Here is an 18837-nt window from a genome sequence, read left to right as displayed (position 1 = left end):
CATCAGGGTAAAAGATTCGTTTGAGCACAAAGAATTTGCCTGGCGGCAAGAGCGCGGTGGTCCCACCTGACCCCATGCCGAACTCAGAAGTGAAATGCCGCAGCGCCGATGGTAGTGTGGGGCCTCCCCATGCGAGAGTAGGGAACTGCCAGGCATCAAATTTAGTGTGCTGATATGGCTCAGTTGGTAGAGCGCACCCTTGGTAAGGGTGAGGTCCCCAGTTCGACTCTGGGTATCAGCACCAGTTTTATCAGGGCGCACGATTGTGGCCCATGCTTGAAAAAAGCAACAGTTTAAATAAGTCGTCTTAGACAACTTATAAAAAGATTTGCCTGGCGGCTAGAGCGCGGTGGTCCCACCTGACCCCATGCCGAACTCAGTAGTGAAACGCCGTAGCGCCGATGGTAGTGTGGGGTCTCCCCATGCGAGAGTAGGGAACTGCCAGGCATCAAACAAACGACAGAGCCTCAGCGAAAGCTGGGGCTTTTTCGTGTCTGCGGCCTGAAAATTTTTTATCTGCCCAGTCAGGGCAGATGTCATAACAGATTTAATGAATAACCTGCGATAAAAACATACGCGTCCGCTCAGATTTAGGATGAGCAAAAAACTCTTCAGGCGGTGCCTGCTCAACAATTTCTCCGCGATCCATAAAGATCACGCGATCGGCAACGGTACGCGCAAATCCCATCTCATGCGTTACGCAAAGCATAGTCATACCATCCTCAGCCAGACCAATCATCGTATCCAGCACCTCTTTCACCATTTCCGGATCCAGCGCGGAAGTTGGCTCATCAAACAGCATAATTTTTGGCTTCATGCACAGCGAACGGGCAATCGCTACGCGCTGCTGCTGCCCGCCAGAAATTTGCCCTGGAAACTTATGTGCATGTTCTGCGATACGCACCCGCTCCAGATAGTGCATAGCCAGCGCCTCAGCCTCTTTTTTAGGCGTTTTGCGCACCCAAATGGGTGCAAGCGTACAGTTCTGCAGCACGGTCAGATGAGGGAAAAGATTAAAGTGTTGAAATACCATACCCACTTCCGTGCGCACCTTTTCAATATTGCGCAGATCGTCATTCAGATGAATGCCATCAACAATGATGCGACCTTGCTGATGCTCCTCAAGGTGGTTAATACAGCGAATGGTCGTGGATTTGCCGGAGCCGGAAGGGCCGCATAGCACGATGCGTTCACGGGGTTTCACCGTCAGGTTAATATCTTTCAGAACGTGAAACTGCCCATACCACTTATTCACATTTTCGAGCGTAATCATCGTAGCGGCAGAATGAGTAACTGATTTCATTAGAGTATCCTTTAGTGTGCTTTACGCCCGGTGTTGAAACGACTCTCAAGGTGCTGACTGTAACGCGACATACTGAAACAAAAGATCCAGTAAACCAGCGCGGCAAAAACGTAGCCTTCAGTCGACATGCCAAGCCAGGCGGGATCGACCGTGGCCTGCTGTACGCTGCTGAACAGATCAAATAAACCAATAATGATCACCAGGCTGGTATCCTTGAACAGGGCAATAATGGTATTTACCAGACCGGGGATGGTCAGTTTGAGAGCCTGCGGAAGAATGACCAGCAGCTGCGTTTTCCAGTAGCCAAGCGCTAAAGACTCCGCAGCCTCAGTTTGTCCTTTCGGTAACGCCTGCAGGCCGCCGCGCACTACCTCCGCGACATAAGCCGACTGGAACAAAATGACCCCGACCAGCGCCCGCACCAGCTTATCTATCGAGGTTCCCTCTGCCATAAACAGCGGCAACATAACGGATGACATAAACAGAACGGTAATCAGTGGAACGCCACGCCAGAATTCAATAAAAATTACTGACAGCGCCCGTACCACCGGCATGGTTGAGCGACGTCCCAGCGCCAGTAAAATACCCAGCGGTAAAGCACCGGCAATACCCACCGCCGCAATAATCAGCGTCAACGTTAAACCGCCCCACTGGCGGGTTTCCACCCGTTCCAGACCGAACAAACCACCATAGAGCATCAACCAGACAAACAGCGGATACACCACTGCCCAGACGGCAATATAGCTGCCGCGACGCGGCATGCGGCTGATAAACATGGGGATCAGTGAAAGCAGCCCAACAATTAACGCAACATTAATACGCCAGCGCAGCTCGTGCGGATAAAGGCCATACATAAACTGGCCAAAACGCGCATGAATAAAGACCCAGCAGGCGCCCTCTTTAGTGCAGTCGGCCCGGCTGTCGCCAAACCAGTTAGCCTGAAAAATCAGCCAGTTCAGAGCAGGTGGAATAACGCTCCATATAATCCATAAACAGAGCAACGTCAGCAGCGTATTAAACCAGCTGGAAAAGAGGTTTTTGCGTGCCCAGCGTGACATACGCGTGATGACATTGGGCGTAACGGGAGAAGCATCGTGTGTAGTCACTGTCATGATATGCCGTACCTTTTAACGCTCAACCAGGGCGATCTTGCGGTTGTAAATGTTCATAAGCAGCGAGATCAGCAGACTGATGGTCAGATAAACCGCCATCGTCATGGCAATCGTCTCTATTGCCTGGCCGGTCTGATTAAGTACCGTACCGGCAAACAGCGAAACCATATCGGGATAGCCAATAGCCGCCGCCAGCGAGGAGTTTTTAACAATATTCAGATACTGACTGGTAAGCGGAGGAATAATCACCCGCATCGCCTGCGGAATAATCACCTGCCGCAAGGTCACCGGATTGGGTAAACCCAACGACATGGCGGCTTCATTCTGCCCATGCGGCACTGACTGAATGCCGGAACGGATCACTTCAGCGATAAATGAAGACGTATAAATAGAGAGCGCCAGCGTTAGCGCTGCCAGTTCCGGTATCAGGACAAAGCCGCCACGAAAGTTAAAGCCGCGCAGTGCGGGAATATCCCAGTGCATAGCGGCACCAAACAGCAGATGAGCAACCACAGGAAAGCCAATCAGCATAGCCAACGCGGCGGGCCAGGTGCGGCGTAGCCGACCGGTTTTCAGCTGATAAGTGCGATTAAAACGAAACAGGGCGATGGTAACAATCACGGCTAACAGCAGGGCGGCGAGAAAGGGCAGCGTGCCTGAGGTATAGACGGGCCAGGGGATATATAGCCCTCGATTACTAACAAAAGCCAGATCGAAAGCGCTCAACGCCTGGCGCGGGCCGGGCAAATTACGCAGCACGGCGAAGTACCAGAAAAATATCTGCAGCAACGGCGGAATATTGCGGAAGGTCTCAATATAGAACGTGGATATTTTACGCAGCAGCCAGTTATCAGACAGACGCGCCAGGCCCATAAAAAAACCCAGAATGGACGCAAACACAATACAGAGCGCAGAGACCAACAGCGTATTGGTTAAGCCAACCAGGAAAACGCGGGCATAGGTATCGCCGCCGGAGTAGTCGATAAGGTGCTGAACAATCCCGAAGCCTGCGCTGCGTTCGAGAAAGCCGAAGCCGGAGGTAATGCCTCGGTTGGCCAGATTAATCACGGTGTTATGGATGAGATAACCCACCACGGAAAAAACCGCGAGCACGGCGACAATCTGGTAGAGCCAGGCGCGAACCGCAGGATTAGAGAATGAAAAGTCCCTTTTCACGGTTGGGCGTTGAGACATGATTGACCTCAGAAGCGAGAAGGCTGGCGAGGGCGCCATTGACGGCGCCCGTAGTGACTGCAGGCATTAACGTACCGGAGGTGCGTACTGGATACCGCCATCTTTCCAAAGCGCATTTTGCCCACGGGCAATCTTAAGCGCGCTATCTTTACCTACGTTGCGATCGAAACTCTCCTGATAGTTACCGACCTGTTTGATAATGTTATACGCCCACTTATTATCCAGCTTCAGATCCTTACCAAAATCGCCTTCCGCGCCCAGTAAATGCGCCATATCCGGCGTGGTGGGGTTAGCGGCCATTTGATCAACATTCTTCGAACTGATGCCCATCTCTTCGGCATTCAGCATGGCGTAGAACGACCATTTAACAATGGTGAACCAGTCATCATCACCGCGACGAACCAGAGGCCCCAGCGGCTCTTTTGAAATCACTTCCGGCAGCACGATAAACTCATCGGGCGCGCCGAGCTTGATACGCAGGGCGTACAGCTGTGATTGATCGGAAGCCAGCGTATCGCAGCGGCCGCTGTCGAGCGCCTTGGCTGACTCATCGGAGCGGTCAAAGGTCACCGGCGTATACTGCATCTTATTGGCTTTAAAATAGTCCGCCACGTTTAACTCGGTATCGGTACCGGCCTGAATACATACGGTTGCACCATCAAGCTCTTTGGCACTTTTCAGTCCGGCTTTGTTATGGGTCAGAAAGCCGATGCCGTCATAGTAGTTAACGCCTGCAAACAGGAAGCCCATACCGCCATCGCGTGAGGAGGTCCAGGTGGTATTGCGCGATAAAATGTCCACTTCGCCCGATTGCAGGGCAGTAAAACGCTCTTTAGCGGTGAGCGGGGTGTACTTCACCTTAGTGGCGTCGCCGAATAGCGCGGCGGCGGTAGCGCGGCACACATCGACATCCAAACCGGTAAATTTACCGCTGGCGTCCGCGTAGGAAAAGCCAGGCAGGCCATCGCTGATCCCGCACTGAATAAACCCTTTCTTTTTAATCGCATCAAGCGTAGTGCCTGCATGGGCCTGGTTGGCAACAGCCAGCAGCGACGCGGTAGCAAACAGAGCGGAAAGCATCATTTTATTCATAAATAATCCTGTGTGGCGTGATCGTATTGTTATGGGGTGACGAGCGCTTTTGCTGCGCTTTTCCTGTCTGTGGCGGTCAGCCATCCACAACTCTGCAAGGAAAGTGCCAGAGTTGCAGAATCCTGATTTTTTGTAGGGACGGTATTAATAACTGAAGGTGATGAAAAAGTTTGGTTACTATCGCGCACCAGTATGAGGCGGCGTAAGTCGCCGCGATCACAAAGAGTGCAAAGAGTTAGAAAGGATTGGCGGATTGTGAAGTGACGCGCACATTACGTGCCGCAGCCGATTGGGCATAAAAAAGCCCGCTAGCGTTTCCACTAACGGGCTGGTAACTATGGAGAGGTTACTGGTAGAGCGACGTCGCGCCTGCCGGTCGGGTTTTGAAACGGCGGTGCAGCCATAAATATTGGCTTGGCGCGCGCAGAATTTCCCGCTCGATGATTTTGTTCATATAGGCAGCGGCGGCCTGCTCATCGTCCAGCGGATAATCTTCCAGCTGCGGCTGAATCACCAGTTCATATCCCTGACCGCGTTCTTTACGGATCAGCACCACGGTGATCATGGCCGGTTTCGCCATGCGGGCCAGCATAAAGGTGCCGTTAGTGGTCGCCGCCTGCGGAACGGCAAACAGCGGAGCGAACACGCTGCCTTTCGGGCCGTAATCCTGATCGGGCGCGAACCAAACTGCTTCGCCTTGTTTCAGCGCTTTCACCATGCCACGCAGATCGCGGCGATCGATCATCGCCTTATTAGAACGGGTACGACCTTTGGTTTGCACCCATTCCATCAGCTTATTGTTATGCGGGCGGTACATCGCCATCATCGGCTGACACAGCCCCATGGTGCGACCGCCCAGCTCCAGCGACATAAAATGTACGCCGATAATCAGCGCGCCGCGTTTATTTTGCTGCGCCGCCTGCAAATTATGCAAACCGTTAACGGTAAACCAGCGTTTTACACGCGCGTCTGGCCAGAACCACGCCATGCCGGTTTCCATCAGGCCCATGCCCAACGATTCGAAATTATGAATAATGCGCTGCTCTAATTCACACGCGCTAAGGTCGGGAAAGCAGAGCTCTAAGTTACGTCGCGTAATACGCACCCGGCGCGGCAAAAAGCGCATCGAGGTGCGACCCATCCAAACGCCGAGGCGTTCGATCATAGGAAAAGGAAGCTGGACCAGCAGAAACAGGACGCCAAGACCGAACCAGGTAAGCCAATAGCGGGGGTGCAGCATATTCAGGGTAAAACGTGGTGATGATTTCATGACGCTCTCATATGCATAAAAAAAGGTGTAACGCATAAAGATGCCAATCAGTCGCGATACAGTTTTTCAGACAACGATCGTACACAGAAGTTAGGCCGGGCGGCCAAGATTTACAAAAACCGGACAATTCTTGAGATCCGGGCATTAAAAAAGGCGCATCCGGATGGAGCGCCTTTTTTCACAGCGTAGAAATTAATTCATGCCGTATTTTTTCAGTTTCTTACGCAGCGTGCCGCGGTTGATGCCCATCATCAGGGCTGCACGGGTCTGGTTGCCACGGGTATATTGCATCACCATGTCCAACAGAGGCTGCTCTACTTCAGCCAGTACCAGCTCATACAGATCATTAACATCCTGACCATTCAGTTGAGCAAAATAGTTCTTCAGTGCCTGTTTTACCGAATCACGCAGCGGCTTTTGCGTCACCTGATCCTGTGAGTTAACGGTAGAAACGGTCAGTACGTCAGAATTTACGCGTTGTTCGAACATAGTTCTGTCAGCTCTTTATTTCGTTTACGCAAGTTTTTCGAAGTATGCCTCCAACGCCTCCAGCTGTTCGCTGGCATCCTCAATGGCGTTGAATGTGCGCCGAAACTGGTCGTTTGGGGCGTTCTCCTGGAGATACCAGGAAACGTGTTTTCGTGCAATACGGTATCCCTTGCCGTGACCGTAAAAGTCGTGCAGTTCCCGTATGTGCCCGATGAGCAAGCGCCTCACTTCTGCCAGCGGCATGGGTGGGAGCAACTCCCCAGTGTCCAGATAATGCTGGATTTCCCGGAAGATCCACGGTCTTCCCTGAGCGGCGCGTCCTATCATCAGAGCATCAGCTCCCGTATAGTCGAGCACCGCCCTGGCCTTGTGCGGGTCAGTAATGTCTCCGTTCGCGATAACCGGAATGGAAACGTTCTGCTTAACTGTCCGAATGCTGTCGTATTCAGCGTTACCGTTGAACAAACAGGCACGGGTACGGCCATGAATGGTCAGGGCCTGGATACCACAACGTTCAGCCAATTGGGCAATTTCAGTGCAATTACGATTATCTCTATCCCAGCCGGTACGAATCTTTAAGGTAACCGGCACCTCTACGGCATTAACCACAGCGGTAAGAATATTCTTCACCACTTCTGGGTATTGCAGCAGCGCGGAGCCTGCCATCTTACGATTAACTTTTTTGGCCGGGCAGCCCATATTGATATCAATAACCTGAGCGCCGGATGCCACATTAATCCGGGCCGCTTCAGCCATTTCTTCAGGATCGCAACCGGCAATCTGCACGGCGCGAATTCCGGGCTCGTCACTATGTACCATACGCAAACGGGACTTATCGCTGGCCCAAACCTCTGGGTTCGACGACATCATCTCGGAAACGGCCATACCGGCTCCCATCTGATAACAGAGCGTTCTGAAGGGCCTGTCTGTAATACCGGCCATCGGAGCGGCTATCAGTTGATTACGGAGCTGGTGTTGTCCAATGCGCATGAAAGAAGTGACCGTATCTACTCGCAAGGCGGCGTATATTACGCATTTTTTACCGAAGATGAAAGGCCAAACTTTGAACAATCAACGGGTAAAAATCATGGAAAAGTGCTTTATCGCCTCGGTTTTTAGATATTATCCTTAATAAACAGGGTATTAAGAATTGATGGCGAAATTGTGAACTAATTTTTTTCTTATTTTGTGAGCCAGATAACACCCTAAAAGATAGCCGAGCAGGCCGCACAGAAGCGCCGGAGCACGCAATATGATGCATTTAACGCCATATCTTAGTGACTATTCAGTAACAACCATGCGTCCATGCAGCGGATGCACGGGGCGATTATTGCGTATGCCCAATGCGGCGCTGAACGCGTTGATCTGGGCGGCGGAAAGCTCAACCGGCTGGCGCAGGATCAGCCAGCGTACGCCTTCTGTACAGGGCGGCGTGGTTAACGAGCCACTGAAGCGGTAATAGCTTTTATTTTTTGGTAGTAACGAGGCGAGCGAGAATGCTGCTGTCAGCGGCACGGCGACGTTTATCTGCCTGGGCAAGTTCCGCAGCAGATATGCAATCGCGGTGTTGGCCTCGCCTTTCACAAACATCACGCCAACCACCGCCAGCTGGTTCTGGTCGTTACGATAAACAAAATGCGCCTCCAGCGGATAGCTTTTACCGTCAATTAAATTTTCCGAGGGCATATGGAAATGGCACTGCTGTAGCGTGAAATCCTGGTTATCGAGCCTGAGCTTATCGCCATCCGCCACGTTAATTTGAAGGGTATGCCCATTATGAACGAGGGCATTCTTCTTGGCTGTGAAAGAGAGAGAAAGGGGAGGAAGCTTGCCTTTGATCGCGTTGCGGATATTGATCGGCGACTGGTAAACCCCTTTTTCGCAGGCGGCAAACGCGGGATCCAGTTTGCTCCAGTTTTCCGGCGCAGATTCACCTGAATAGCCCCAGCAGGAGGCCGCTGGAATCGCGGCAGTCGGCATACCTAACAAGGCGAAAGGTAAGAGTAAATGTTGGGTTTTCATCACGTTACTATCCTTGTACGGTTGATCAGTTAGTTATTGAACTAACCACGCAACCGGATAGTAAAGCAAGGTACGATAGCGCAACGCGTCTTTAACGATTGCTAAAGACGCGCTGGCAGAAGGCTACTTGCGCTGCCCTGTGATGCGACACCACTCTTCTTTTTCCGCTACTGGATCAAGCGTAAAGCGTTCCGCGTAAGCTTCACACACGCTGTCCGCCTGGCTGGCAAGAATGCCTGACAGACCTAAATAGCCGCCCTGTTTCGGCAGAACGCCGATCAGCGGGGCCAGTTCGCGCAGCGGCCCGGCGAGGATGTTCGCTACCACCACATCTGCGCTCAGGTTGTCTGGCTGCTGGTGGGGCAGATAAAGCGATAAGCGCTCGGATACGCCGTTACGCTCCGCGTTATCGCGGCTGGCCTGAATCGCCTGCGGGTCAATATCAATCCCGATCGCCTGCGCAGCGCCAAGCTTGAGAGCGGCGATAGCGAGAATACCGGAGCCGCAGCCGAAATCGATCACGGTCTTGCCCTGCAGATCGAGCCCGTCGAGCCAGCTCAGACACATGGCGGTGGTGGGGTGCGTGCCGGTGCCGAAAGCAAGGCCCGGATCGAGCATGACGTTCACCGCATTGGGATCGGGCACATCACGCCAGCTGGGGCAGATCCATAAACGTTCGCCAAAACGCATCGGATGGAAGTTTTCCATCCATTCGCGTTCCCAGTCCTTGTCTTCGATCTGCTCGATCTTATGGCGAAATTCCTGACCCAGCAGCGGATCCTGTTCCAGCAGGCTCACCACTTCTGCCATATCGGTTTCGGCATCAAACAGGCCGATAGCATCGGTATCGCCCCACAGGCGCGTCTCGCCCGGCAGCGGTTCAAACACCGGCGTATCGTGGGTATCCTGGAAGGTTACCGACACGGCTCCCTGTTCCATTAACAGGTCACCCAGCGCTTCTGCATCCGCGCCGGTTGTGTTGATCTTAATTTGTATCCAGGGCATAGCGATTCTCTTTATTCATACAGTGAAGAGGCATCCGACGCGGAAGTCGAACGACCAAACAGGTTACCGATAATAAATGCCAGCAGGCTTAGCAGCAGGGCGGGCACGATAGGATGAAAGCCCGCCGGCTGCATTTTCAGCGTCTCCAACAGGGTATAACAACCCGCGCCGACAATCATGGCGCTCAGGGCGCCGGCGGCATTCGCTTTTTCCCAATAGAGGCCTAACACCAGCGGCCAGAGGAAAACCGCCTCCAGCCCGCCGAACGCCAGCAGATTCAGCCAGATCAGCATATCAGGCGGATTCCACGCCGCCAGCAACAACAGGATCCCCAGCACCAGCGTCACCATACCGGAGAGACGACGCAGGCGCGGCTCATTTTCTATCTGTTGCGGATAGAGACGCAGGTAGAGATCTTTAACGATCGTCGCGGAAGATTGCAGCAGCTGCGCATTGATCGTCGACATGATCGCTGCCATCGGCGCGGCCAGAAAGATCCCGGCGGCGAACGGCGGCAGAACGGTCAGCATCAAAGTAGGAATCACGCGATCCGGGATGGTCAGATCGGGCAGAATCGCCCGGCCCAGCGCGCCCGCCAGGTGCATGCCAAACACCAGCAACGAAACCACAATCGTGCCAAAGATAATGCCGCGATGCACCGCTTTACTGTCTTTATAGGAGATACAGCGTACCGCAGTATGCGGCAAGCCGATCACGCCAAAGCAGACCAGGACAATAAAGGAGGAGAGGAAGGTAGGCGTAATAATATTATCCACGCCCTGCGGCGTCACCAAACGCGCATCGATATGCTGCAACTTGTCGACGGCGGCATGCATCCCGCCCGCCGCATGGATAACGGCGAACAGTAACAAAAAGGTGCCGATTAACATCACCAGCCCCTGCATCGCATCGTTCAGCACGCTGGCGCGAAAGCCGCCGAAAGCGGTATAGAGCGCGATGGTGCCGCCAAAGATCAGCAGGCCGGTGTCGTAGGGGATCCCTGCGGCGGTTTCCAGCAGCCGTGCGCCGCCGATAAACTGCACGGTCATGGCCCCGATAAACGCCACCAGCAGGCTAATGCTGGCCAGCCAGACCACCAGCGTGCTGCGATAGCGCGCATAGAGCATATCGTTGAGCGTAACGGCATTATAACGCCGCGCCAGAATCGCGAATTTTTTACCCAGCACGCCCAGCGATAACCAAACGGCGGGCACCTGAATCATTGATAACAGTACCCAGCCCAGCCCATATTTGTAGGCGGCGCCCGGCCCGCCAATAAACGAGCTGGCGCTAATATAGGTGGTGGTCAGCGTCATCGCCAGCACGAAGCCGCCCATGGAGCGACCGCCAAGAAAATATTCGTTAAGGAAGTTTCCCTGGCGGCGCTTGCGCATGGCATAAACCGAGAGCAGGGCGATCAACAACAGGTAACCAAGCAGAGGAAGAATGACTTCAGTTTGCATCATCGTCCTCCAGCGGAATATCACGGAAGCAGAAGCGAATCATCAGCCAGCACAGGAAAATAAACAGCAGCGGCGCAAACAGGCAGGAAAGTTCAAACCAGCGCGGCAGGCCGGTCACGCCGGGCTGCATACCGCCCAGCCAGGCAGATAGCGCCCAGACAACAAGATAAGCCACTGTCAGCCAGAAGGACCAACGGGCCTCACGGTGTGCCTGAATAAAGCGCGGATCGATAAAAGTGCTTTTCATCATCAGCAAAACCAAAAAGAAAAAAGGCCGGACAAGCCGGCCTCAGACAGGGCAACAGGAAATTACTTCTCTGCCAGACCCAGCTTTTTCTCCAGATAGTGGATATTAGTACCACCGTGCTGGAAGTTTTCGTCGCACATGATCTTCATCTGCAGCTCGACGTTGGTTTTAATGCCGTCGATAATCAGTTCAGCCAGCGCGTTTTTCATGCGGGCAATCGCCACATCACGGTTTTCGCCGTAGGTGATCAGCTTACCGATCATGGAGTCGTAGTACGGCGGTACGGTATAACCGGCATAAATATGCGATTCCCAACGCACGCCAAAACCACCCGGCGCATGGAAGCGGGTGATTTTGCCCGGACTCGGCAGGAAGGTGTTAGGATCTTCCGCGTTAATACGGCACTCCACCGCGTGGCCTTTCACCACCACTTCTTCCTGCTTGATCGACAGCGGCTGACCGGCAGCAATACGCAGCTGCTCTTTGATCAGATCCACGCCGGTGATCATCTCGGTAACCGGATGCTCAACCTGAATACGGGTGTTCATCTCAATAAAGTAGAACTCACCGTTTTCATACAGGAACTCGAAGGTGCCTGCGCCGCGATAGCCGATCTCAACGCACGCCTGGGTGCAGCGCTCGCCGATATAACGGCGCATTTCTGCGGTAATGCCTGGCGCTGGCGCTTCTTCCACCACTTTCTGGTGACGACGCTGCATAGAACAGTCACGCTCAGCCAGATAGATGGCGTTGCCCTGACCGTCAGCCAGTACCTGAATCTCGATATGGCGCGGATTCTCGAGGTACTTCTCCATGTAGACCATGTCGTTGTTGAAAGCCGCTTTCGCTTCCGCACGCGTCATGTTGATGGAGGTTTCCAGATCTTTATCGCCACGGACCACGCGCATACCGCGTCCGCCGCCGCCGCCGGAGGCTTTGATGATCACCGGATAGCCGATGCGTTTCGCAAACGCCCGGTTCTTTTCCATATCATCGCCCAGCGGGCCGTCAGAGCCAGGTACGCACGGCACGCCCGCTTTTTTCATCGCGCCGATAGCCGAAACTTTATCGCCCATCAGACGAATCGTTTCGGCACGCGGACCGATGAAAATAAAGCCGGAGCGCTCAACCTGCTCGGCAAAATCGGCATTCTCAGACAGGAAGCCGTAGCCTGGGTGGATCGCCACCGCGCCGGTGATCTCCGCTGCGGAAATTAGCGCCGGAATATTCAGGTAGCTTTTAACGGACGGTGCCGGACCGATACAGACGGTTTCGTCAGCCAGCAGCACATGTTTTAAATCACGATCGGCGGTGGAGTGAACCGCAACGGTTTTGATGCCCAGTTCTTTACAGGCACGCAAAATACGCAGGGCAATCTCACCACGGTTGGCAATAACAATTTTATCCAGCATGGTTCGCCTCGTTATTCGATGACGACCAGCGGCTCGTCAAACTCAACAGGTTGACCGCTCTCGACCAGGATAGCTTTAACCACGCCCGCCTTGTCTGCTTCGATCTGGTTCATCATTTTCATGGCTTCAACGATGCACAGGGTATCGCCGATATTGACCTTCTGGCCCACTTCAACAAACGCTTTTGCGTCCGGGCTTGGGGTGCGGTAGAAGGTGCCAACCATCGGTGAGCGAACAATATGACCACTCAGTTCAGCGGCGGCCGGCGCTTCAATCGCTGGCGCGCTGGCTGGGGCAACGGCGGTAGCCAGCGCCGGCTGCGGAGCCGGTACGGCGTAAGCCTGTTGCATCATGGGATAAGGAGCGGCTGCAGGTGCGCGGCTGATACGAACTGATTCTTCGCCTTCAGAAATTTCAAGTTCGGCGATACCGGATTCTTCAACCAGTTCGATCAGTTTTTTAATCTTACGAATATCCATGAGTGTGGTTCCGTACTCTGTTTAATTTGATTTTGACAGGCGTTTTACTGCCGTTTGTAAAGCCCAGGCGTAACCGTCGACGCCAAGTCCACAGATTACACCGGCAGCAATATCAGAAAGCCAGGAATGGTGGCGGAAAGACTCGCGGGCATGCACATTGGTGATATGCACCTCGATAAAGGGAATAGCCACCGCCAGCAACGCATCACGTAGCGCTACGCTGGTATGAGTAAACGCCGCCGGGTTGATAATAATGTAATCAACGTTGTCTTTCGCCTCGTGAATACGATCAATCAGAACGTGTTCTGCATTCGACTGTAAATGGCTTAATTTCACATTCAGCGCGCTGGCCTGCGATGTCAGATCGTCTACGATCCCGGACAGCGTGGCGTGCCCATATTTGTCTGGCTCACGCGTCCCCAATAAATTGAGGTTGGGGCCATTCAAGAGCAGAATATGAAAATCATGCGCCATTTTGCTGCTATCTCCTGCAATAAGTGAGGCATCGCGTAAAATACCTCGTGAAAAGCCATTTGTCACCTTTCTGAAGTGAAAAAGAGCCTTACACAACAACCGAAGCCGGACATTATATCTATTTCGTTACTTTTCGCAGCTAAATACTGGTCGTATCTGCGGAGATTATCAACGCGAGCGGGGAAACTTTCCGTGGAGTTAAACAGATATGTGGGATGCGGCACAAATTATGCCGCTATTTCGGCCACCAACGGCGAAATTTCTTATAACGCCAGACTAGCAGGATAATGGCCAGTAAGGCGTAAATCAGCGGCTGCGGCGAAATGACTTTAACTGACCAGATATAATGTATTGGCGCCAGTATCGCGACCAGATAAACAAAATTATGCAGCGTTTGCCAGCGCGGCCCCAGTTTGCGCTGAAATTTCTGCAACGAGGTCACCGCCAGCGCCAGCAGGATCGCCCAGCTGATAATGCCCAGGGTTAAATAAGGACGTGAAATTAACTCTTTTCCCAGCAGCGACAGATTATTGAGACCCAGTTCTAACAGCGCATAGCTCACCAGATGCAGCGTGGCCCAGGCGAAACACCACAATCCCAGCAGGCGACGCACGCGCATCAGCAACGGCTGACGGCCATAGCGGGCCAACGGCGTCACCAGCAGCGTCGCGAGCAGGAACTTTAACGCCGTGCGGCCGGTAAAGTGCTGAATATCTTTCGCCGGATCGGCGCTAAACCCCGTGCCCTGCAGCACGGAGAAGATTAGCCACAGCAGGGGCAACAATCCTGCCAGATGCAGCAGGATTTTCAGGCCGGTTATCTGTTTTAATGTCAGGCGCACTCAATAATTCTCCCTTAAATCCAGCCCACGGTAGAGCGAGGCGACCTGATCTGCATAGCCGTTAAATAACAGCGTCGGCTGGCGTTTCACATCCAGAATGCCGCCGTTGCTGATAACGCGCTCGCTGGCCTGCGACCAACGCGGATGATCCACATGCGGATTAACGTTAGCAAAGAAACCGTACTCATCGGGCGCCAGTTGATTCCAGGTGGTCGGCGGCCGATCGCGCGTGAGCTTGATATGAACAATGGATTTAATGTTTTTAAAGCCATATTTCCACGGCACCGTCAGGCGGATCGGGGCACCGTTTTGCGGCGGCAGCGCTTTGCCATAAACGCCCGTGGTAAGCAGCGTCAGAGGATGCATCGCTTCATCCAGGCGTAGCCCTTCAACATAGGGATAATCCAGCCCGCCGCCAATAAAGCGATCCTTTTGCCCCGGCATCTGATCGGGCGCGTAAAGCGTTTGAAACGCGACATAGCGCGCATTGCTGGTGGGCTCGGCCGCTTTTAGCAACGCGCCCAGCTCAAAACCAATCCACGGGACCACCATCGACCAGGCTTCAACGCAGCGCATACGATAAATCCGCTGCTGCTGGGGAAAGCGTTTAAAAATATCATCCATATCCAGCGTCAGCGGTTTTGCCACTTCGCCGTCGATACGGATTTTCCAGTTCTCTGTTTGCAGCGTACCGGCGTTGGCGGCGGGATCCGCTTTATCCAGGCCGAATTCATAAAAATTATTGTAACCGCTGACCTTCTCTTCCGGCGTGAGCGGCAGGTCTGCCTGCCAGGCGTCAGGCTTGCTGAAATCCAGCGGACGACCGGCGGGCGCGGGCGGGCGATCGTTGCCCTTGAACCAGGAAAGCACGTCGGCACGCGCGCCTCCCGGAACGCTGAGCGCCGCCGCGCTGATACCCAGCGCCTTCAGCACCTGACGACGCTGCTGGTGGAAAATCGTTTCGGGGGTTACATCCGCTTCGGTTAGCTTATTCACCGGCTTCATGGCTTTACTCCTGTGCAGGCTCCCCGCGATACTGGCGGGGAGCAGATAACTAAGCATGAAGCAAAACGTCAATCCGGCGCGCGTTTTTACGTGAAAATATGAAATTTCCTGGGACTGTTTAGGCCTGCGCGATTTTTACCAGCGTGCGGCCGGTCACTTTGTTTTCCAGCAGACGCTGCGCAGCATCGGCGGCTTCCGCTAAGGTCACTTCCGTGGTGGCCTGCTGATAGAAGTGGGCCGGTACGGTTTTCACCAGGCGTTTCCAGGCTTCGATACGGCGCGCGGTGGGCGTCTGTACGGAATCAACGCCCTGCAAACGCACATTACGCAGAATAAACGGCATCACTGAGGTTGGTAGCGCAAAGCCACCCGCTAAACCGCAGGCAGCCACCACGCCAGAGTAGTGCATTTGCGCCAGCACACTGGCCAGCACCTTGTCGCCAACGGTGTCGATCGCCCCGGCCCAGCGCTGTTTCTCCAGCGGACGGCTTTCGCCGTTAAACTCGCTGCGCGGCAGGACATTCACGGCGCCAAGCTGACGCAGGTAATCACTATTGCTTTCCCGGCCGCTGACGGCGGTGACCTGATAGCCCAGCGCGCTAAGCAGCGCCACTGCCGTACTGCCTACGCCGCCGCTCGCGCCGGTAACCAGCACATCGCCTTTATCCGGTGTGATGCCGCCATCTTCCAGCGCCATAACGCACAGCATTGCCGTAAAACCGGCGGTGCCCAAAATCATCGCCTGACGCCCCGTGAGGCCTTCCGGCAGCGGCACCAGCCAATCGCCGTTAACCCGCGCCTGTTGCGCCAGGCCGCCCCAGTGGGTTTCACCGACGCCAAAACCGGTCAACAGCACCTGCTGGCCAACGTGAAAACGCGGATCCTCGCTGTGATGCACGCTTCCGGCAAAATCGATGCCGGGCACCATCGGAAACTGACGAATAATTTTGCCTTTACCGGTAATGGCCAGCGCATCTTTATAGTTGATGCCCGACCAGCTAACATCTACCGTCACGTTGCCCGGCGGCAGCTGCTGCGGCGAAATATCACTCAACGCTGCGCGGGAAACGCCGTCAGTTTGCTCAATCAGTAAAGCCTGCATGAGATTCTCCTGAATTTTGTTATTCAATAGTCACGATAAAGTCTATGGCAACTATACTCGCCGAAGGGAAGCTAAGGCTGACCCGCCGCAAATAAATTGCAGGCTATTGATTATTTTCGCGCTGGCGGCGCATAAACCTTCCGCATGTTTACCATCTGGCATCCCTTGTTATCGGGGTGGCGTGGTCATAACCGCAGTGAAAAAGGCACAGGGATGCGATTAACCACCAAACTTTCAGCGTTTGTGACGCTGCTTATCACTCTGGCCCTGGTGTTAATGCTGGTGGGCTGCACGCTGAGCTTTTTCTGGCTCCATAGCGAATGGGCGGAACAGCAGGTAGAAGCGTTAAGGACGGAGGTCGATCAGGCGCTGCTCACGCAAAGCCCCGACGAGCTGAAACCGTGGCTACAACGCACCATGCCGCTAATGGATATTGAGCGGCTGCAAATCCTCGGCAAAGAAGAGGCTGTGGTGACGCTCTCCCGTCGCCAGTATCCTTTATTAGAGGATGAGCCTAATCATTTTCATCGTTACGATTTGCCGCTGCTGCATCAGCAGGGCTGGCTATTACGCGTCGAGCGGCTTGATCCCGCCAACACCTGGTTTCGCTCTTTCATCGGCTCCTCAATGATTATTGCCATTGTGCTGGCGGCGGCCTTGATGCTGTTGCTGCTGGTGCCAACCCATCGCTGGCTATGGCGACAGCTTAAGGGAATGGAAAGTCTGGAGACGCGCGCCGAACGAATTATCGATGGCGAACGGCGCGGCATCGGCCGTGGCAATGTCAATGAATGGCCTTCAAAAGCCTCTACCGCCATCGATCTGCTGCTGGACGATTTACAGGAAGCGGGCGAGCAGCGTACGCGCATTGATACCTTAATCCGCGCCTTCACCGCTCAGGATGCGGCGACCGGCCTGAATAACCGCCTGTTTTTTGATAATCAGCTGGCGACGCTGTTAGAGGATCAGGAAAAAGTCGGCACGCACGGCGTGGTGATGATGATTCGCCTGCCTGATTTCGACAGCCTGAGTGAAAAATGGGGCAGCGGCGCGGTACAGGATTATCTCTTTTCGCTGGTGAATATGCTGTCAACCTTTGTGATGCGCTATTCCGGCGCGCTGCTGGCGCGCTATTTCCGCAGCGACTTTATGGTGCTGCTGCCGCACCGCACCTTAAAAGAGGCGGATGGCATCGCCGCTCAGCTGATTAAAGCGGTGGATGCGCTGCCGCCGACGGCGATGATTGACCGGGAAAACATGATTCATATCGGCATCAGCGCCTGGCGCAGCGGACAAACCACCCAGCAGGTGGTGGAGAGCGTGGAACAGGCCACGCGCCATGCCTCTTTGCTGGGCGGTAACACCTGGGTCACGGCGGAGGGCGCAGATGCCGACGGCGGTCGCGGCAGCGTGAAATGGCGTACGCTGCTGGAACATACGCTGAAGCGCGGCGGGCCACGGCTCTATCAGAAGCCCGCCGTGTTACGCGATGGGCGCGTGCATCACCGTGAAATGCTGCCGCGTATTTTTGACGACGAAAAAGAGCTGCTGGCCGCCGAATTTATGCCGCTGGTACAGCAGATGGGGCTGGCAGAGGCTTACGATCGTCAGCTTATGCAGCGCATAGTGGCGCTCTCCGCCTGCTGGCCGGATGAGACGCTGGCTTTCCCGCTCACGGTTGATTCGTTATTACAGCCCGCTTTTCAACGCAGCTTGCGCGATATGCTGCTGCAATGTACAAAATCGCAGCGGCAGCGTTTTTTATTTGAACTTGCTGAGGCGGAAGTGTGTCAACACTTCAATCGCCTGCAACCCGCGCTGCGGTTGCTTAAAGGTTTCGGCTGCCGTTTAGCGGTCAGCCAGGCGGGATTAACGGTGGTCAGCACCGCTTATATTACCCAGGCGGGCGTTGAGCTGATTAAGCTGCATCCGGGCCTGGTGCGGCACATTGAACAACGCACGGAAAACCAGCTGTTTGTGAAAAGTTTACTGGAAGTCTGCTCTGGCACGCCCGCGCAGGTATTTGCCGCCGGTGTCAGAACCCGAGAGGAGTGGCAAACGCTAACGGCGCTTGGCGTCGCGGGCGGGCAGGGTGATTTCTTCTCTACTTCACAGCTGGTTAATAGCAACGTGAAAAAATATTCGCAAAGAGTTCGGGTTTAGCCGGATGATTTGACATAATGACGCGCGGTTATGGAGCCAGCGGCTGTTTGCGGCGGCCAACCGCCGTGGAATTTAAATGTTAGATTTTATAACTGTTATGTCCGCTTACCAGCCCGATTTCGTGGATATTTAGCTGGTTTTTAGGCCGAATATTGTTGCATCAA

The 18837-nt window shown here is 54.2% G+C and carries 18 protein-coding genes, 1 tRNA gene and 2 rRNA genes; 4 read left to right on the top strand and 17 right to left on the bottom strand.

The features are described from left to right. Positions 1–38: 38 nt before the first annotated feature. The 3 genes from rrf (J2X14_RS10150) to rrf (J2X14_RS10140) all read left to right on the top strand — a co-directional run bounded on the left by rrf (J2X14_RS10150) (position 39) and on the right by rrf (J2X14_RS10140) (position 447). Positions 39–154, top strand: a 5S ribosomal RNA gene (gene rrf / locus J2X14_RS10150). Positions 155–168: 14 nt separating this feature from the next. Continuing rightward, positions 169–244: transfer RNA gene (locus J2X14_RS10145), tRNA-Thr, on the top strand. A gap of 87 nt (positions 245–331) precedes the next feature. Further along, positions 332–447, top strand: a 5S ribosomal RNA gene (gene rrf / locus J2X14_RS10140). A gap of 100 nt (positions 448–547) precedes the next feature. On the opposite strand, the gene J2X14_RS10135 is transcribed toward rrf (J2X14_RS10140), so the two are convergent. From J2X14_RS10135 to acuI, 17 genes are all read right to left on the bottom strand, one after another. After that, positions 548–1303 (bottom strand): amino acid ABC transporter ATP-binding protein, encoded by a 756-nt coding sequence (locus J2X14_RS10135; protein WP_352411066.1) that lies wholly within the window; start codon positions 1301–1303, stop codon positions 548–550. A gap of 11 nt (positions 1304–1314) precedes the next feature. Next, on the bottom strand, positions 1315–2415 hold the full coding sequence (locus tag J2X14_RS10130; protein WP_352411065.1) for an amino acid ABC transporter permease: 1101 nt from the start codon (positions 2413–2415) through the stop codon (positions 1315–1317). Positions 2416–2430: 15 nt separating this feature from the next. After that, positions 2431–3609, bottom strand: a complete 1179-nt coding sequence (locus tag J2X14_RS10125) for an amino acid ABC transporter permease (protein ID WP_502889988.1) — start codon at positions 3607–3609, stop codon at positions 2431–2433. A 66-nt stretch (positions 3610–3675) separates the two neighbouring features. Next, complete coding sequence (locus J2X14_RS10120) at positions 3676–4701, bottom strand: amino acid ABC transporter substrate-binding protein (RefSeq protein WP_352411064.1); 1026 nt, start codon at positions 4699–4701, stop codon at positions 3676–3678. A gap of 346 nt (positions 4702–5047) precedes the next feature. Further along, positions 5048–5971, bottom strand: coding sequence for a kdo(2)-lipid IV(A) palmitoleoyltransferase (gene lpxP / locus J2X14_RS10115; RefSeq protein ID WP_352411063.1), 924 nt, complete (start codon positions 5969–5971; stop codon positions 5048–5050). Between the two features lie 192 nt (positions 5972–6163). Next, complete coding sequence (gene fis / locus J2X14_RS10110; protein WP_000462905.1) at positions 6164–6460, bottom strand: DNA-binding transcriptional regulator Fis; 297 nt, start codon at positions 6458–6460, stop codon at positions 6164–6166. Between the two features lie 24 nt (positions 6461–6484). Further along, on the bottom strand, positions 6485–7450 hold the full coding sequence (gene dusB / locus J2X14_RS10105; RefSeq protein WP_352411062.1) for a tRNA dihydrouridine synthase DusB: 966 nt from the start codon (positions 7448–7450) through the stop codon (positions 6485–6487). A 291-nt stretch (positions 7451–7741) separates the two neighbouring features. Then, positions 7742–8482, bottom strand: a complete 741-nt coding sequence (locus J2X14_RS10100; protein WP_352411099.1) for a carbonic anhydrase — start codon at positions 8480–8482, stop codon at positions 7742–7744. A 123-nt stretch (positions 8483–8605) separates the two neighbouring features. Beyond that, positions 8606–9487 (bottom strand): 50S ribosomal protein L11 methyltransferase, encoded by an 882-nt coding sequence (gene prmA / locus J2X14_RS10095; protein WP_352411061.1) that lies wholly within the window; start codon positions 9485–9487, stop codon positions 8606–8608. Positions 9488–9498: 11 nt separating this feature from the next. Then, positions 9499–10950 (bottom strand): sodium/pantothenate symporter, encoded by a 1452-nt coding sequence (panF, locus tag J2X14_RS10090; RefSeq protein ID WP_352411098.1) that lies wholly within the window; start codon positions 10948–10950, stop codon positions 9499–9501. Beyond that, positions 10940–11182 (bottom strand): YhdT family protein, encoded by a 243-nt coding sequence (locus J2X14_RS10085; protein WP_352411097.1) that lies wholly within the window; start codon positions 11180–11182, stop codon positions 10940–10942. Before J2X14_RS10085 ends, panF begins: the two co-directional genes overlap by 11 nt. A gap of 77 nt (positions 11183–11259) precedes the next feature. After that, positions 11260–12609, bottom strand: coding sequence for an acetyl-CoA carboxylase biotin carboxylase subunit (gene accC, locus J2X14_RS10080; RefSeq protein ID WP_352411060.1), 1350 nt, complete (start codon positions 12607–12609; stop codon positions 11260–11262). 11 nt (positions 12610–12620) lie between these two features. Next, positions 12621–13088 (bottom strand): acetyl-CoA carboxylase biotin carboxyl carrier protein, encoded by a 468-nt coding sequence (gene accB / locus J2X14_RS10075; RefSeq protein ID WP_085068405.1) that lies wholly within the window; start codon positions 13086–13088, stop codon positions 12621–12623. Positions 13089–13109: 21 nt separating this feature from the next. After that, a complete protein-coding gene (gene aroQ / locus J2X14_RS10070) occupies positions 13110–13562 on the bottom strand; it encodes a type II 3-dehydroquinate dehydratase (protein WP_352411059.1) in 453 nt (150 codons plus the stop codon). A gap of 235 nt (positions 13563–13797) precedes the next feature. Then, complete coding sequence (gene msrQ / locus J2X14_RS10065; RefSeq protein ID WP_352411058.1) at positions 13798–14403, bottom strand: protein-methionine-sulfoxide reductase heme-binding subunit MsrQ; 606 nt, start codon at positions 14401–14403, stop codon at positions 13798–13800. Continuing rightward, the gene (msrP, locus tag J2X14_RS10060) at positions 14404–15408 is read right to left on the bottom strand and encodes a protein-methionine-sulfoxide reductase catalytic subunit MsrP (protein ID WP_352411057.1); all 1005 of its coding nucleotides are present in this window, start codon (positions 15406–15408) and stop codon (positions 14404–14406) included. Between the two features lie 118 nt (positions 15409–15526). Continuing rightward, a complete protein-coding gene (gene acuI, locus J2X14_RS10055; RefSeq protein ID WP_352411056.1) occupies positions 15527–16510 on the bottom strand; it encodes an acrylyl-CoA reductase (NADPH) in 984 nt (327 codons plus the stop codon). A 213-nt stretch (positions 16511–16723) separates the two neighbouring features. Between acuI and csrD the strand changes: the two genes are divergently transcribed. Continuing rightward, positions 16724–18673 (top strand): RNase E specificity factor CsrD, encoded by a 1950-nt coding sequence (csrD, locus tag J2X14_RS10050; protein ID WP_352411055.1) that lies wholly within the window; start codon positions 16724–16726, stop codon positions 18671–18673. Positions 18674–18837: the final 164 nt, after the last annotated feature.

The organism is Mixta sp. BE291 (genome assembly GCF_031457955.1).
Classification (GTDB): domain Bacteria; phylum Pseudomonadota; class Gammaproteobacteria; order Enterobacterales; family Enterobacteriaceae; genus Mixta.
This window is presented reverse-complemented; position numbering and strand designations above follow the sequence as displayed.

Coding starts and splice junctions, on each gene's coding strand:
- J2X14_RS10135 (WP_352411066.1), bottom strand. CDS start 1,303: ATGAAATCAGTTACTCATTCTGCCGCTACGATGATTACGCTCGAAAAT.
- J2X14_RS10130 (WP_352411065.1), bottom strand. CDS start 2,415: ATGACAGTGACTACACACGATGCTTCTCCCGTTACGCCCAATGTCATC.
- J2X14_RS10125 (WP_502889988.1), bottom strand. CDS start 3,609: ATGTCTCAACGCCCAACCGTGAAAAGGGACTTTTCATTCTCTAATCCT.
- J2X14_RS10120 (WP_352411064.1), bottom strand. CDS start 4,701: ATGAATAAAATGATGCTTTCCGCTCTGTTTGCTACCGCGTCGCTGCTG.
- lpxP (WP_352411063.1), bottom strand. CDS start 5,971: ATGAAATCATCACCACGTTTTACCCTGAATATGCTGCACCCCCGCTAT.
- fis (WP_000462905.1), bottom strand. CDS start 6,460: ATGTTCGAACAACGCGTAAATTCTGACGTACTGACCGTTTCTACCGTT.
- dusB (WP_352411062.1), bottom strand. CDS start 7,450: ATGCGCATTGGACAACACCAGCTCCGTAATCAACTGATAGCCGCTCCG.
- J2X14_RS10100 (WP_352411099.1), bottom strand. CDS start 8,482: ATGAAAACCCAACATTTACTCTTACCTTTCGCCTTGTTAGGTATGCCG.
- prmA (WP_352411061.1), bottom strand. CDS start 9,487: ATGCCCTGGATACAAATTAAGATCAACACAACCGGCGCGGATGCAGAA.
- panF (WP_352411098.1), bottom strand. CDS start 10,950: ATGCAAACTGAAGTCATTCTTCCTCTGCTTGGTTACCTGTTGTTGATC.
- accC (WP_352411060.1), bottom strand. CDS start 12,609: ATGCTGGATAAAATTGTTATTGCCAACCGTGGTGAGATTGCCCTGCGT.
- accB (WP_085068405.1), bottom strand. CDS start 13,088: ATGGATATTCGTAAGATTAAAAAACTGATCGAACTGGTTGAAGAATCC.
- aroQ (WP_352411059.1), bottom strand. CDS start 13,562: ATGGCGCATGATTTTCATATTCTGCTCTTGAATGGCCCCAACCTCAAT.
- msrP (WP_352411057.1), bottom strand. CDS start 15,408: ATGAAGCCGGTGAATAAGCTAACCGAAGCGGATGTAACCCCCGAAACG.
- acuI (WP_352411056.1), bottom strand. CDS start 16,510: ATGCAGGCTTTACTGATTGAGCAAACTGACGGCGTTTCCCGCGCAGCG.
- csrD (WP_352411055.1), top strand. CDS start 16,724: ATGCGATTAACCACCAAACTTTCAGCGTTTGTGACGCTGCTTATCACT.